The sequence below is a fragment of the Collimonas rhizosphaerae genome, assembly GCF_038896935.1.
Classification (GTDB): domain Bacteria; phylum Pseudomonadota; class Gammaproteobacteria; order Burkholderiales; family Burkholderiaceae_D; genus Collimonas; species Collimonas rhizosphaerae.
This window is the reverse complement of record NZ_JBANDC010000017.1, coordinates 84,076-99,131: the sequence shown is the minus strand read 5'-3', so window position 1 is coordinate 99,131 and position 15,056 is coordinate 84,076. Positions and strand designations below refer to the sequence as shown.

The 15,056-nt window shown below is 63.5% G+C and carries 10 protein-coding genes; all 10 read left to right on the top strand.

All coding sequences use genetic code 11. The features are described from left to right. The first annotated feature begins 10 nt into the window (after window positions 1-10). The 10 genes from V8G57_RS20620 (at window position 11) to V8G57_RS20575 (ending at window position 15,033) form a co-directional block, all read left to right on the top strand. Complete coding sequence (locus tag V8G57_RS20620) at window positions 11-3,106, top strand: baseplate J/gp47 family protein (protein ID WP_342830972.1); 3,096 nt, start codon at window positions 11-13, stop codon at window positions 3,104-3,106. A gap of 4 nt (window positions 3,107-3,110) precedes the next feature. After that, entirely contained in the window at window positions 3,111-4,256 is a 1,146-nt protein-coding gene (locus V8G57_RS20615; protein ID WP_092392613.1) for a hypothetical protein, read from the top strand. Further along, window positions 4,253-5,266, top strand: a complete 1,014-nt coding sequence (locus V8G57_RS20610) for a phage tail protein (protein ID WP_342830971.1) — start codon at window positions 4,253-4,255, stop codon at window positions 5,264-5,266. Before V8G57_RS20615 ends, V8G57_RS20610 begins: the two co-directional genes overlap by 4 nt. After that, window positions 5,263-6,105, top strand: a complete 843-nt coding sequence (locus V8G57_RS20605) for a hypothetical protein (RefSeq protein WP_342830970.1) — start codon at window positions 5,263-5,265, stop codon at window positions 6,103-6,105. The genes V8G57_RS20610 and V8G57_RS20605 overlap by 4 nt, the downstream gene beginning before the upstream one ends. Window positions 6,106-6,118: 13 nt before the next feature. Then, the gene (locus V8G57_RS20600; RefSeq protein WP_342830968.1) at window positions 6,119-9,760 is read left to right on the top strand and encodes a hypothetical protein; all 3,642 of its coding nucleotides are present in this window, start codon (window positions 6,119-6,121) and stop codon (window positions 9,758-9,760) included. Window positions 9,761-9,838: 78 nt separating this feature from the next. Beyond that, complete coding sequence (locus tag V8G57_RS20595; RefSeq protein WP_342830967.1) at window positions 9,839-10,804, top strand: hypothetical protein; 966 nt, start codon at window positions 9,839-9,841, stop codon at window positions 10,802-10,804. A gap of 31 nt (window positions 10,805-10,835) precedes the next feature. Further along, window positions 10,836-11,498 (top strand): hypothetical protein, encoded by a 663-nt coding sequence (locus V8G57_RS20590; protein WP_342830966.1) that lies wholly within the window; start codon window positions 10,836-10,838, stop codon window positions 11,496-11,498. A gap of 4 nt (window positions 11,499-11,502) precedes the next feature. Continuing rightward, a complete protein-coding gene (locus tag V8G57_RS20585; protein ID WP_342830965.1) occupies window positions 11,503-12,279 on the top strand; it encodes a hypothetical protein in 777 nt (258 codons plus the stop codon). Between the two features lie 26 nt (window positions 12,280-12,305). Then, on the top strand, window positions 12,306-12,818 hold the full coding sequence (locus tag V8G57_RS20580; protein ID WP_342830964.1) for an aspartyl/asparaginyl beta-hydroxylase domain-containing protein: 513 nt from the start codon (window positions 12,306-12,308) through the stop codon (window positions 12,816-12,818). Then, a complete protein-coding gene (locus tag V8G57_RS20575; RefSeq protein WP_342830963.1) occupies window positions 12,805-15,033 on the top strand; it encodes an ATP-binding protein in 2,229 nt (742 codons plus the stop codon). Before V8G57_RS20580 ends, V8G57_RS20575 begins: the two co-directional genes overlap by 14 nt. The last annotated feature ends 23 nt before the right edge of the window (window positions 15,034-15,056 follow it).

Sequence of the window (15,056 nt, the reverse complement as noted above, 5' to 3'; positions counted from 1 at the left end):
CCGGTACGCCATGGCTGACCCGATCCTGGACTTTCGCACCGCTGAGCAGTTTTATCAGCAGGCGCTGAAGCTGGCCCAGACCTACGCTCCCGAATGGAGCGCCTACTGGCCGGCGGCCTTGACCGCGGCCACGCCGGATCCGGTCGGCGCGGCGCAGGCGGTCAACCAGGATCCGGGCCTGGTCTTGCTGAACCTGTTCGCCCAGCTGGCGGCCTATACGGCAGGGATCGAAAACCAGATGCCGAACCAAAGGCGGCAGGCCTTTTTCCAGTGCATGGGCATGCAGCTGCGGCCGCCGCTGGCAGCGCAGGCGCCGCTGCAATTCACGCTCAAGCCGGAGCAGCCGGCGAAGACGGTGCCGGCGCAGACGGCGGTGCTCGACGCCGATGCCCAGGCCATCCGCTTTCAGACCAACCAGGACTTGCTGGTGGTGCCGGCCAGCCTGTGCGCCGCCATGACCATCATGCCGGCGCAAGACCAGTACATCGACGCCATGCCGGCCTTGGCTTCGAGCGCCGCCGGTACAGAGGGAGTGCCGCTGTTCGTCGCCGACGAAACCGCGGATCCGGCCGAGCAGGCGCTGGGCCACTGGTTCATCATGGGCGACAGCCAGCTGTTCAAGCCCGATCCGGCCCTGCAAAGCATCACCATCACGCTGTACGGCAAGCAGCTCTACAGCGATTATTTCGGACAGTGGTTCGACGGCGCGCTGACGCCGCTGAGCGCGCAGCTGACGCAATCGGCCGACGCCGGGCAGCTGGACATCCAGCTCAGCCAGAAGCCGCAGGCGGCAGCGCGGACAATTGCCCAAGTGCAGCAGGAAATCTATCGGCAGGAAGACCCGGGCGCCGGTTTCACCGACGACGTCCTGCTGACCGAACCGGACCAGCAGCTGGAATACTGGCTGCTGGTCAAGCCCCGCCCGCAGGTCAAGGTGCTGGCGTCGCTGGCGCAGCAGCTGCCGGTCGTCACCGGCATCCAGTGCACCTTCAAGGGCGACGCGATCCAGCCGCAGCAAGCCGCATTCAACGTGGTGCTGCTCGACATCTCGAACGGCGCCTATCCTTTCGGCCAGTCGCCGCAAGCCGGCGACGCTTTTTACATCCGCAGCGACAGCGTCTTTTCGCGCAAGGGCGCGCTGGTCAACATTTCCTTCCAGCTGACCGCGGTCGCCGTCGAGTATCCGGTCACCCTGTACTGGCAATTCTGGGACGGCAAGCAATGGCAGTCGTTCAACCAGACCTTGGCCCAGGCCAGCCAGTACCAGTTTGTCGACACCACCAGCAACCTGCAGCACGACAATCCCGACGGCCCGACCCTGATCCAGTTCCAGTGCCCGGTGCTGGGTGAAACCACGGTCGCCGGCGGCACCGGCTTGTGGATACGCGCGGTGATCGCCGCCGGCGGTTATGGCGAGGCCGGCGGTTTCACCACCACCAGCGTGGCCGATACGATAGACAGCATTCCCGCCGCAATCCTGACGCCGGAGCAGAAAAACAGCGTGATCGCCTACCTGAACGATGTCGAGGGCATCAATTTTTCCTACCAGTTCAACCAGTCGCAGTTTTATCCGCCGTATATCCAGTCGCTGCAGATCGGCTACAGCTATGCGGCGCCGCCGACCCGCTACTGGAGCTACAACGCCTTCACCATGAGCCGCTTCCTGTTCAGCCCTTTCAAGCCGGTGGAAGAGATGCTGACCGGGTTTTATTTTGCTTTCAGTACAGTCGATTTCGGCAATTTCACCTTGGGCAACAAGCTGACCCTGTATTTCTACCTGCAGCAGGAAAGCGCCGCGCCAGGCAGCAAGCTGCAGTGGGACTATTACGACGGCCAGGCATGGCAGGCGCTGTCGGTGGACGACAGCAGCTACGGCCTGAGCCGTTCCGGCATCGTCGGTTTCACCGTGCCGGCAGGCATGCCTGCGTCCTACCTGTATTCGCAGACAGCGTACTGGTTCCGCATCAACAATCCGCATGTCAGCCGCACCATCCGGGTCTACGGCATCTATCCGAATACGGTCATGGCCAGCAACATCACCGGCGTCGACGATGAGGTGCTGGGCTCAAGCAACGAGCAGCCGTCGCAGACTTTCGCGCTGGACTACACGCCGGTGCTGCCGAACCTGGACCTGCAGGTGATCGAAGCGCGCGGGCTCGACACCGCCGCCCAGGACGACGCCGTGCAAGACAGCGCAGGAGCTGCCACTGCCGCCACTGCCGGCAGCGAAATCAGCCGGCAATGGCGGCAGGTCGACAATTTTACGTTCTGCGGCCCCACCGACCGCGTCTACACGCTGGATTGCCAGAACGGCCTGGTGACTTTCGGCGACGGCTACAACGGCATGGTCCCGCCACGCGGCTACAACAACATCGTCGCCGCCCATTACGACTATACGCAGGGACTGGCGGGCAATGCCGGCGCGCATCGCCTGACCATGCTGCGGCCCGGCATCAGCAACATCGACGGCGTAGACAATCCGGCGCCGGCCGCGGGCGGCGTCAACGGCGATACAGTGGCCGATATCGCCGCGAACAGCCCGGCGCTGGTGAAGGCAGGCGGTTATGCGGTCGAGCTGAGCGAGCTGAGCGCGCTGGCCGCGCAGTCTTGCCAGCAGGTGGCGCAGGCGCGCGCGCTGGAAACGCCGCAACAAGACATCAGCATCGTCTTGCTGGCGCTCAGCAGCGCGCCGGCGCCTTACACCAGCCCGGAAATCCTGAACCAGGTAGCGGCCGCCATCAAGCAGGCCTGCCTGGCGCCGCTGGCGCCGCGCATCAGTACCCGGGCGCCGGATTTCGTGGCGATCAATGTCAGCGCACAGCTGGCGGTCAGCTGTGCGCCAGACCAGAAGAACGCCCTGCAGCAAAACATCGGGCGCCAGCTGCAGGCTTTTTTCCAGCCGGTGTTCGGCGGCCCCGGGCAGCAAGGCTGGCGCTTCGGGGAAACCGTGCAGGCTTCCGCGGTCAGCCGTTTCCTGCGCACGCTGCCGCAGGTCGAAACCGTGCTCGGCCTGAACCTGAACGGCCACCAGAACGGCAACATTGCGCTGTTGCCGGCGCAGCTGCCGGTGGCCGGCCAGATGACGCTGTTACTTTACCTGGAGTAGGGCGATGAGCTTCGAATTGCCCGACCTCGACCTGAAGACCTACCAGCAGCTGGTGGTCGAGCTGGTGCGCAAGATTCCCCAATACACCAAGCTGTGGACCGACTATAACGACAGCGATCCCGGCATCACCTTGCTGCAGCTGCTGGCCTGGCTGGACGAATCGCTGCTGTACCAGGCCAACCAGATCCCGACCCTGACCGACGAAAATTTCCTGCGCTGGGTGCTGGGGCTGGCCTTCAGCAGCAACCAGACCGAATACAGCAAGGCTGCCCAGACCTACTACGATTTCGACTTCCTGGCCCTGCAGGCGGCGCTGGCGCAAATCGAGCAAGGACAGGCGGCCAGCAAGGCGACGCTGCAAAAAGAAATATTGCTTTACCTGCAAAGCCCATACCTGGCGCTGACCTTGCCGAATATCGAGGTGGTGGCGATGCAGAGCAACCGCATGATCGAATTGCTGTATGACCAAGCCGTGGCGCAGCAAAAGAAAATCCACTCCAGCATCCCGGTGCCGGTTCCGCTGTATGTGCAGCAAGCCTACGCGCAGGCTGCGGAGCAGGCCAGCACCGCCTATCTCCTGAGCGACGCCGCCTGGAACTATGTCTATCCGCTGTATCCCAACAAGCAGCAATATGCCTATTCCAGCACGACCATGCGCCGGCTGCTGCTGTTGCAGGGAAAAGACGAGCGCGCGCGGGAACAGACTTTGCTGAACCAGGTGAACTACTATCTGCAGCCGCGCGTGATTGCGGGCAGTGCGGTGCGGGTGCAGATGGCGCAGCTGACGGCGATCGACCTGACCCTGTCGATCCGCTGCAGCGCGGCCACGGTCATGTCGGTCACGCTGGATGCGCTGGTGAACCTGCTGTTCGGCTACCTGCTGCCGGGCGGCGGTCCCGATGGCCGCGGCTGGCCTTACGGCCAGGCGCCGCAGGCCGACGACCTGCTGCACCTGATCCTGAGCGTGCCGGGCGTGGCTGCGCTGGAAAGCATGGACTACAACTTCATCCCCACCATCGTCCTCAACCAGATGGCGCAGCTCGGCGCCAACACCACGCTGGCCGACTTGCCATCGGGACGCAGCGCCATGCTGTACCAGGGCTTGCCGCGCTTGCGCTGCCTTGACATCACCGCGAGCAGCCAGCCATGAGCAAGCAGCCATCCAGCTATCAGCGCTACCTGCCGGCGATCTACAGCGGCAAGGATTCGGCGTTTGTCGGCGACTATCTCAAGATATTCGAGAAGCTGCTGACCGGTATCGGCGACGGCACCCTGGACGGGCGCCGCGGCATCCAGGAACTGCTGAACGCGGACGTCGCCGGCAACCTGTTTTATCCGCGCCTCAGTTTCCTGTTCGACCCGGCCAGCACGGATTTCATACCGCCGATTTCGGCTGCAAAGCCGAACCAGCAGCAGGCCATCCTGGCCAACCTCGACAGTTACATCGGCGTGCCGCCAGTCACCAATCCGCTGGCAGCCTACGTCGCCGGGCAGCCAGCCGCGGGTTCGGCCCAAAGCGGGATCGAAGCCTGGCTCAACAGCTTCCTGAACTGGCTGGGCGGATGGGTCGACCTGACGCTGGACAACAGCTGGAACATTGACAAGAAACGCATGGTGACGGCGCAGATCCTGGCGCTGTACCGGTTGCGCGGCACGCCGCAGGGGCTGGGCTTCATGCTCGATTTGCTGCTGGACCTGCCAATGACCATCCAAGGCGTGCAGTACCAGATGCCGGTAGACGGATTCCCGGCCAAGGCTGTGCCGGTCAAGGGGCCGGTCACGCTGACGGTCAGCAACCCGGTCCCGCCCTGCATCCGTGTCGCCGGCCAGGCGCAGGGAGCGTTTATCCTGCAAGAGCGCTACCACGCCGGCAGCCAGGTGGTGTCGGGCTATTTTCCGTGGCTGTTCAATGTGCAGATCACGCTGCCCAATGCGCTCAACAGCGGCTTCGTCCTCACCAGCCAGAACACGCAGCAGATCCTGCGCCTGCAGCAGCAATTGCAGCAGCTGCTGGCCGCCATCAAGCCGGCCGCCAGCCGTTTCACCATCACCATTTTTCCCAGCATGCAGTTGCAGGCGGTCACGCCGGAGACGCAAATATGCAATGCCGCAACGCTGGGCATCAACACTTTGCTGGGCCTTCAAGGAAAAAATAAATGAGCGCGTTCATTCCACCCATTCCATCCGATGTCGCGGTGCGTCTTAACTATCATGACGGCATGTTCCTCACCGCGCAAAACATGACGCTGGAGCAGAATTATTTCTCCAACTGGATCAAGCTGCAGAACCAGTGCCTGTACACCCCGGGCGTGCTGAACGGCTTCGACGTCGTGCTGCAGAACAATACCCTGGTGGTGGCGCCCGGCGTCGGCTTCGATTCCAGCGGCGATTTCCTGGTGTTCCCCGGCACCAGCGGCAACATGGTGCCGGCAGCGACCAACCTGGGCGACAGCTACGGGCTGTATGCGGTATATCCGCCCACGCCCAACGTTTCCACCGACACCCTGGACCAGGCCGCGGTGCTGCAAAGCGCTTCATTGACCTATCCGCCTAGTTATTCAATCATCCTCGTCACGGTAACGATGGACAGCGCCAACCCCGGCATCATCAAAAGCATTGCCGACAGCCGGAAAGCGGTCACCAGCCGCCTGCCGGCCGTGCTGGGCCAGCCGGCGGCAATCCAGTCGAACCTGGCGCAGGGCCTGGACGGCGCGCGCCACGGCAGCGTCACGTTCGATACCCGCACGCTGCTGAAAGTCGGCGACCGGTCGTCGCGGCCGGTGTTTTACGCGGCCGGGCAGGGGCCTGCCTTCAATGTGCCGCCCAATGTCAACGCCACCGTGGTCGGCACCGTCCCCTATGCGGTCAGCGTCAGCAATGTCGGCACTTCGCAGTTCACCCTGGACCTGGTGGCGATAGAAACCCGCGCCGGCAGCGAGCCGTCGGCGCAGGTGAACTGGCTGGCCTTGTCCAACTCTTCCACGCTTGAGAACGCCTGACAGGAATCGCACCATGAGCAGTCCATTGATTCAACGTCCAAATTATTTCGCCGGCGAAGCCTTGCTGACCGCCGATTTCGCTTGCGAGCAGCAGTACCACATGGATATCCAGAGCTTCAACAACCAAAGCCTGTACATCTGCGGCATTGCCAGCGGGCTCGAGGTGTTCTGGGACGCCGAGAGCAGCGCCAGCCAGGTGGAGGTCAGCCCAGGCATGGCGATCGACGGCCTGGGCCGCCAGATCATCCTGCTGCAGCCGCAGGTAGTCAGGCTGGCCGATGTGGTAGCGGGAGCGACCTATTTCCTCAGCATCAGCTACAACCAGGTGTATGCCGATTACAGCAACGAGACCGGCGTTGCCGGCTACAAGCGGATCGTGGAGCAGCCGCTGATCCAGTATGTGCGCAACCTGCAGCAGCCGGCCATGAACATCCTGCTGGCCGTGATCAGCTTCACCACCCAGGGCGCGATCAACCAGCTGACCTATCGCTCGGGCAACATCGAGCGGCGCTACGTCGGCTCGACCCTGGGCGCGTTGAATTTTGTGACTGAAGGCGCCGGCGTTCACCGCATCAACCTGCCGGACGCGCTCGCCGGTTTCCTCGGCAACGCGGACAGCGACGGTTATCCCAGCATCTGCGCAAAAAAGGAAAGCAGCGGCGACCAGGCTTACCTGGAAGTGGATGCGCCGCGCAGCCAGTTCATGGGGCTGCTGACCACCCGCAATAACCTTGGCGTCGGCAGCGACCAGCCGCTGGCCAACCTGCAGGTCGACGCCATTACCTTCAAGGGGCCTGGGACACTGTCTTCAGACGGCCCGCTGGTGACTTTATCGAAGACGCTGGCGCCGTATTTCCAGGTCGGCGACCTGCTGGTCTCGGATCCGCCGGTGATCACCATGAGCAACGGCCAGACCAGCTTCGGCCTGGCCCAGCGGCGCACTATCGTCGCCATTAACCCGGGCAGCCTGCAAGTCACGGTAGACGCGGCATTCAATCCGGTCCTGCAAAGCATCAGCTACACCTATGTGCGTTCGACGCTGGTGCGCTTCGCCGCCGGCAGCGACAGCAACCTGCTGCGCATCAATGTCGACGGCACGGTCGGCCTCGGCATGCAGGCCGGCATCAGCTCCGGCCTGGCCGGCGCCGGCCCTAATGCGCTGGTGATCACTGCCGACCGCAAGGTCGGCATCGCCTTGACCGACCGCAGCCCGGCGGCGGCGCTCGACGTCAACGGCAAGATCCAGGCTGACGACCTGAGCGTGCGGGGGCAGATCCAGACCGGCTCGATGATATCCAGCGGCCCGATCCAGGCTCAGAGTTTCGAGGGCAACGGTTCCAAGCTGCAAGGGTTGCCTATCCTCAGCTACTGGACCCGGGAAACCATCGGCACCCCGACCAGCAACCTGTACTACACCGAAGGCAACGTCGGCATCCGCGACAAGACCCCGCTGGCCTCGCTCAGCGTCGGCGGCGGCCAGTCGTTCATCGGCAAGGGACAAATCACTGCCATCAGCGACAATGTCTTGCAGGGATACCAGACGGCGTTCCAGGATGAAATCACGGTCGGCGACACGATCACCGTCGGCATGCTGGTCGAGCAGGCCGGCGTCATCGCCGAAATCCTCAGCGACACCCAGCTGCGGCTGCAGGAACAGCTGCCGCTTGCGGTGCAGGATTGGGCCTACAGCTACCAGGCGCCGGGCACCGACAGGAAGCCCGGGCAAGGACAGATCAGCAGCAATGGCAGCATCATCACCGGCAAGGGCAGCAGTTTCAAGAGCACCGCCGCTGTCGGCGGCAAAATCATCATCGGCCGTTTCGATCCAAAAACCAGCATCAGCCAGAGCAGCGCCGTGGTTACCGTCGCCAGCGCGACCGCGCTGACCTTGGCGACGCCGTTTGCGATCGACGTCAGCGGCTCGCCATACAAATATCAGTCGGGCAGCGGTCCAGCCACGGACGGCGTCGGCACGATCACTACCAAGGGCGCGCAGGTGACCGGCGACAAAACCGATTTCAGCGGATACAAGGCCGGCGATCTCCTGATCATTCCGCCGTCCATCTCGCTGCCGCAGACCATGTTCGTGCAGTCGGTCATCAGCCAGACTGAATTGAAGCTGACCCTGCTGGACGGAAAGGGCAAGCTCACAGGAAACTTTCCGGCCGCGGTGTCGGCTTATGTGGTGACGCCTTCGCTGCTGGGCTATTTCGCCGCCAATAACGCCAACGGCGTGCTGCCGTCCAGCGGCCCGGGAATTCCGCCGGCGATGATCGTCGCTACCAACAACATCGCCGCCACGCCCAACACGGTGGCGATCAATTGCCGGCCGGAAGAAATCCAGAGCAAGTACGCCTTGCAGGTCAATGGCGACGTCAACTTCAGCGGCAGCAGCGTGGATGTCAAGGATCTGTATGTAGAGACCCTGACCGCTAGCAAAAGCATCACGGTGAAAAGCGACGGCACCATCGACAAGCTGCTGGATGTGGGCGTAAGCGGTTCGTCGCTGCTGACGGTAAGCAAGACCAACGTCACGGTGGGCGCGAGCAGTGCGCCGTACCAGCTCGAAACGGCCGGCAACATCCACGCCAGCGGCAATATCGTCAGCGCCAAGACGGTGAGCGGCGCCAGCCTGGAGGGAATGGCGCTGAAGGCGGCCGGGACCAGCATCAACAGCGACGGCAGCGTGCAGATCATCGGCACCCGGGTAGCCTATGACCAGTCAGCCCTGACCAACGGCGGCACATTCTTCCAGCAGGTGGCGGTCACTGACGGCTATGTCGTGGCTACGGTCGGGCAGCCGGCCTGGGCGGTCAATTATTGCGGCAGCCTGTCCGGCGCTACCAGCGACAGCCAAGGCAACCAGACCAGCTTCATGTATGCGACCGGACTGGCTTATCAATATGTCGTGAATGAAGGTAAAAAGGCGGCGGCGGTATATTTCATTCCGGTGCCGGGCTCTTTCACGATGCCGGTAAAACAGGGCGAGACCTGGACCTTGACCTTGACCTGGAATGCCGATTTAGGCGGTGCGCCGCAGGTCGAGTTCTACTGGGTGCCGCTGGGACCGGCGCCCAGTACCCTGGCAGAAGCTGCGCAACCGGCGCCGGCCACGCTGGCCGGGGGCGGCATGGCGGCCTCTTTGCAGCGCTTGCGCGACGACCTGGTCGCGGGCCGTATCGGCAGCAGCGTGCGCGCCACCGTGCAGGAAGCCATCCAGCGCCGGATCGACGACCTGACCCAGGTATTCGGCGATGCAACCCGCATGAGCAGCAAGCCGGAACAGCGGGAGCAATTCATCCGTGATCTGCAAAAGATCGTCTGCGGACCGGGCTCGACCGTGCAGGCATCGATGCAGCCCGGTTTTGAACAGGATGTACAGGCCTTGATTGACACCTTCGGCAGTGTCACCACGCATGTTTTCAACCCGTCGCAGCGCGGCCTGCTGGCTGCCGGAGTGATAGCGCTGGTGCAGATCAACGACAGCCCGGCCAACCGCCACGACCTGAACCTGATCAAGAACAACATCAACCTGTTCCTCGACAACGTGCAGCAGGTGCTGCAGCTCCAGTTCGGCGCCAACGAGCGCCGGCTGCTGACGCGGGCGCTGGTGCGCCTGGTCGGCGACGGATCGGGAGACGCCGATGGCAGTTAGGACGGGGCCGCTGTCCGCATTTTTTTACAGTCGCAACCAGCCGCAATTCTTATCGATGTTCACCCATGAGGAATGATCATGAATACCATTACAAACGGCAGTTTCGGAACCCGCACCGCGTATAACCAGTCCGACCTGGTCGACGGCGGCACCAGCTTTACCCAGGTCGCCACCAGCGACGGCTTTGTCATGGCGACAGTCGGCCAGCCGACCTTCAGCGCCAATTACCTCGGCACCCTGGAAGGCTTCACCGTAGACAGCAGCGGCAGCAACACCAGCTTTGTCTACGCCACCGGGCTGGCATACAGTTACAACATGCAGAACGGAAAAAAGGGCGTGAACACAATCCTTATCCCCATGCCAGGCTCGTTTACCTTGCCGGTGCGCAAAGGCGAGACCTGGAACCTGCGGTTGACCTGGAACACAGAAATCGGCCAGGCGCCGCAAGTCGAGTTTTACTGGATTCCCGACCTGGATAGCGCCCAGGGGCAGACAGGGGTGCCGGCCGGCCAGCAAGCCAGCATCATGAAACAGGCCATGAACACGCTGCGCGACGAACTGCAATCGGGCAAGGTGCAAGGTAGCATGCTGCTGTCGGCGCAACAGGCGATCGATGGCCGGGTACTTGACCTGGCGCATATCCTCGGCGACAGCGTCAACCAAGGCAGCAGCGAGCAGGACCGCCAGCAGTTCCTCGGACGCTTGCAAAAGATCGTCTGCTCGGCGGCGCCGCAAGGACAGAAAACGGACAACGTCGTCGATCCGCGAGCCCTGCAAGAATTGATCGCCAGCTTCGGCAAACTCAGTGGCCACACCTTCAGCACCCAGCAAAACAGCCTGATGGAAGCCGGCGTGCGGGCGCTGGTGCAGATCAACGACAACGACGCCAACCGGCGCGACCTGTCGCTGATCAACCGCAACATCGGCCTGTTCCTCGACAACCTGCAGCAGGTGCTGGACAAACAGTTCAGCAACAATGAGCGACGGCTGCTGACGCGGGCGCTGGTGCGCATCGTCGGCGACGGCAACCGCGGCGACCTGTGAACCACCGCTGGCCAGCTTCGGCGGACAAGCCATGCTAGCGGCCGCCGGCCACGCCCAGCTGGTTACCTTCGACTTGCTGGACGAAGCCGAATGCGAGGACTGGGTGCTGCGCACGCTGCTGCTGCGGCGCCATTGGCGCCCGCGGCATGCCGCGGCGCCGTTCTTTACGCTGGGCCTGGCGGCGTACCTGGATTGCGGCGCAGGCAACGTTTATCGCGACCTGGCGCTGCGCAGCCGCAACAACCGCATGCTGGAAAACCATTTCGGCCCGCTGCTGCAATCGCTGGCGACGCTGCTGGGCGATTATTTCGGCGCGCCGGCCGGCATGACGGACGCCGCGGCATGGCCCGGTTTCCATATCTACCTGCCGCATCCAGCCTTCGGCCTGCCGGTCGCCAGCGTGCACCGCGACCTGCAGTACCGGGATGTGTTTCCGGGACATGCGCTTGGCGAGGACGACATGTTCAGCTTCACCTTGCCGCTCAGCACGCCTGAGCGCAGCGGATTGAATCTCTGGCGCGACGGCGCCGCGGCTGCCGAGCCGGATTTCCATCCTTACCGCAGCGGGCAGCTGGTGGTACACAGCGGCCTGGCGACGCACCAGGCCGTGCTCAAGTGCGACGGCGATCTCGAACGCATCACGCTGCAAGGCCATGGCGTACGGCTCGGGCAGCGTATTTTGCTGTACTGGTAAGCCCATGCCGACCTCGACCATCCGTCCGGAATTCCAGCTGCAGCTGTTCAGCCAGGCCGCATCCGCCGACATCGTCCAGCGCCTGCTCGACCTTGATGCTTTCTGGCTGCCGCGCCATCCGTACTTGCCGTTCTATACATTGGGCGCGACCAACTACTACGACATCACCGGCAATCCGGCCAAGCCGTACTTGCGCCTGGCGCAGCAATACAACCCGTTCCTGCGCGAAAACTTCGGCGAAGTCTATGCGGCCCTGCTGTCCAGCCTGCGGGAACGGCTAGGACAGCCGGTCGGTTTCCTGCCGGAGGCGGCGCTGCCCGGTTTCCATATTTTCGGCGGCCATGCCGATTTCACTGCAGGCAACCAGCACGATATCCTGCATGGCGCATGGTTCCAGCGGCGCGACGGCCATGGTTTTCCCGGCAATCCGATCCATGTCGATACGGCGCACCTGGCGCTCGGACTGCCAGCCGCGGTGGCCGGTGCGCCGCTGCCCACCTTGTCGTTTACCCTGGCGCTGTCTCTGCCGCAGGAGGGTGCGGGCATGAAGATCTGGCCGCTGCGCATGGCCGATATCGGCGACCTGGACGGCCAGGAACAGATGCAGCTGCTGCAACGCTGCGCCAGCCGCCTGGTCGCCTACCAGGCCGGCGGCCTGTTCGTGCATTCCGGCGACTGCTATCACCAGGCGCGCGGCCTGCCGGTACAGGACGGTCAATACCGCATCACGCTGCAAGGCCACGGCGCCTGGCTCGACGGCCAGTGGCGCCTGTTCTGGTAACGCCTGCCAACGAAAGGAACCATGCCATGTTTTTCGCCCCAAGCCAATTTTCCTTTGCCCAAGTGCTGACCCGGCACTGGGAAGCGATCCTGGCCGAATGCCTGGCTTTGCCCGGGCAGGAATTCGATGCCTGGCCGGAACGGAACCTCTACAGCCACGGCTGGGATGTGTACGGGCTCTATGTGGGCCAGCAGCCGCTGCTGGAAAACTGCATCTTCTGCCCGCACACCGCCGGCCTGCTGCAACTGGTGCCTGGCCTGTCGGCGGCGGGTTTTTCACGGCTGGCGCCCGGCGCCGAGATCCGGCCGCACGTCGGCTACAGCGACCAGGTGCTGCGCCTGCACCTTGCGCTGCGCGCCAGCGGCGATTGCGGCATCCGCGTCGGCCGGCAGGTGCGGCGCTGGATTCCCGGCCAGTGCCTGGTGTTCGACGATACCGTGGAACACCAGGCCTGGAACCGCGGCGACGCCGAGCGCCTGGTGCTGCTGCTCGATTTTGACAAGCCGCTGCAAGGCCTGGACGCCGATGAGCAGCATTGACAGCAGCGCCTATGGCGATAACCAGGATTTGCTGCAGGCGCTGAAGCAGCTGGGCGACGGCATGATAGAGCGCGGCCTGCTGCTGCGCCAGCTGGCCGAGATTCCGGCCGCGAATCCGGCGGAGACGGACGACAGGATCGCCGCCTTATACCGCCAGGCCAGCCGCCGCCAGCTGCCTTCGCTGCAATTGCAGCAACAGCTGGTCCAGCTCGGCGCCAGCCTGCAGCGGCAGTGGGAACGGCTGGCGCAACGCAGCGCCGCCAGCGTCCAGGCCCAGGTATTCCTGCCCTGGGTGCACCTGGCGCTGTTGTTCCAGCTCGGCCGGCGCGACCAGGAGTTGCTGCTGTGTGCCTTCCTGGGCGAGCTGGACCAGCGCTATTGCACCATCCTGCAAGCGTTCGGCGATGCGGATGCGACCAGCGCCGACGATGGTTTTACCTCCCTGGCCAGCGCCGCCACGATGCTCGGCGGCAGCCTGGCCGACCGCATCGACATGCAGAAGTGCCTGATGAGCGACGCCGCCTTGCGCCACTGGGACCTGGTCGAGCTGGCGGCCGGCAGCCGCCTCGGCGCCATGAGCGGCGGCTATCGCCTCAATCCTGCCATCGTCTCTTATCTGCTGGCGCGCGCCGCGCCGCAGCTGCGGCTAGAGCAGCCCCTGGTGGAAATCGGCAGCCGGCTGGAACTGGATGATCACCTGGTCGATGAAAAGGTGAAGCAGCAGCTGTCGCATTTCATAGACCATGCGAGCAGGGAAGACACGCACCTGTCCAGTTACCTGCTGCACCTGCAAGGACCTGACCTGCCGTTGCAGCAGAGCCTGTGCGCCGCCACCTTCAGGAAAATCGGCATGCATTGCGTCCTGCTCGACGGCAAGGCGGTCTGGCAAACCTACCTGAGCGAACGGAAGAACCGCGCCGCGGTGCTGGCGCGCCTGCGCCTGCTGTGCCGCGACGCCTTGCTGTGCAACCGGGTGCTGGTGCTGCTCCATTGCCAATGGATCTGCAGCCAGGACAGCGCCGACGACCTGCTGGAAGATATCTGCGGCACGCTGCTCGACAGCCAGCGCTACCTGGCGGTGCTGAACGGCCCGGCGCGGCGCCTGAGCGATATTGCCCACCAATACAGCGCCCACCAGGCGCTGCCGATCCTGATCAAGAGCACGGCGCCGGATACGCAGCTGCGGCGGCAAGTCTGGCTGCGCCACCTGCCGGCCTCCGGCTTCGCCCCGGACCAGGCGGCGCTGACGCAGCTGGTCAACAACTACCTGTTTACAGAACAGCAGATCCTGCTGGCGATCAAGGACGCCGCCAGCCGCAGCGTGCTCAATCCCGATGCCGAAAGCATGACCGAACTGCTGCTCGACGCCTGCCGCGAGCAAAGCAACCGCGAGCAGCTGAGCGTGGCGCAGGAAGTCAAGACTGCTTACCGTTTCAGCGACATCGTGCTGCCGGCCGACACCAGGCGCTGGTTGCAAGAGGTGCTGCAGTATGCGCAAAACCGCCACCAGGTAATAGAAAGCTGGGGATTCGACAGCAAGAACCAGAACAGCAGGAACCTGTGCGTGCTGTTTTACGGGCCATCGGGCACCGGCAAGACCATGGCAGCTTCGATCATCGCCAATGAGCTCAACCTGGGCCTGTACAAGATCGACCTCGCCAGCATCGTCAGCAAATACATAGGTGAAACCGAAAAACACCTGGCACAGCTGTTCGACCAGGCCGAAGCGATGAATATCGTCCTGTTTTTCGATGAAGCCGAAAGCCTGTTTTCCAAGCGCACCGAAACCAAGGATGCGCACGACCGCTACGCCAACCTGCAGACCGGCTATCTGCTGCAGCGCATAGAAAGTTATCCCGGCATCGTCATCCTGTCGACCAATCTGCTGAAGAACATGGACAAGGCGTTTACCCGCCGCTTCAAGTTCATGATCGAGTACCCGTTCCCGGGCCGGGAGCAGCGCCTGCAGCTGTGGCGCAATGCGTTTCCGGCGGCAACGCCGCTGGCCGCCGACCTGGACCTGCCGCTGCTGGCGGAGAAAGCGCCGCTCAGCGGCGGCAACATCAACAATATCGCGCTCAGCGCCGCCTTCCTGGCCGCGGCGCAGCAGCAGGCAGTGACGCAGCAGCATATCCTGCAAGCCACCGAGCGGGAATACCACAAGCTGGGCAAGGTGTTCAGCGCTGCCGATTTCAGCTGGAACGACGATGACTAGCCATCGCCGCAGCGCCGCCGTTG

Excerpts from the sequence above, each read along its gene's own strand:
- V8G57_RS20620 (WP_342830972.1), top strand. The coding sequence starts at position 11 with ATGGCTGACCCGATCCTGGACTTTCGCACCGCTGAGCAGTTTTATCAG.
- V8G57_RS20615 (WP_092392613.1), top strand. The coding sequence starts at position 3,111 with ATGAGCTTCGAATTGCCCGACCTCGACCTGAAGACCTACCAGCAGCTG.
- V8G57_RS20610 (WP_342830971.1), top strand. The coding sequence starts at position 4,253 with ATGAGCAAGCAGCCATCCAGCTATCAGCGCTACCTGCCGGCGATCTAC.
- V8G57_RS20605 (WP_342830970.1), top strand. The coding sequence starts at position 5,263 with ATGAGCGCGTTCATTCCACCCATTCCATCCGATGTCGCGGTGCGTCTT.
- V8G57_RS20600 (WP_342830968.1), top strand. The coding sequence starts at position 6,119 with ATGAGCAGTCCATTGATTCAACGTCCAAATTATTTCGCCGGCGAAGCC.
- V8G57_RS20595 (WP_342830967.1), top strand. The coding sequence starts at position 9,839 with ATGAATACCATTACAAACGGCAGTTTCGGAACCCGCACCGCGTATAAC.
- V8G57_RS20590 (WP_342830966.1), top strand. The coding sequence starts at position 10,836 with ATGCTAGCGGCCGCCGGCCACGCCCAGCTGGTTACCTTCGACTTGCTG.
- V8G57_RS20585 (WP_342830965.1), top strand. The coding sequence starts at position 11,503 with ATGCCGACCTCGACCATCCGTCCGGAATTCCAGCTGCAGCTGTTCAGC.
- V8G57_RS20580 (WP_342830964.1), top strand. The coding sequence starts at position 12,306 with ATGTTTTTCGCCCCAAGCCAATTTTCCTTTGCCCAAGTGCTGACCCGG.
- V8G57_RS20575 (WP_342830963.1), top strand. The coding sequence starts at position 12,805 with ATGAGCAGCATTGACAGCAGCGCCTATGGCGATAACCAGGATTTGCTG.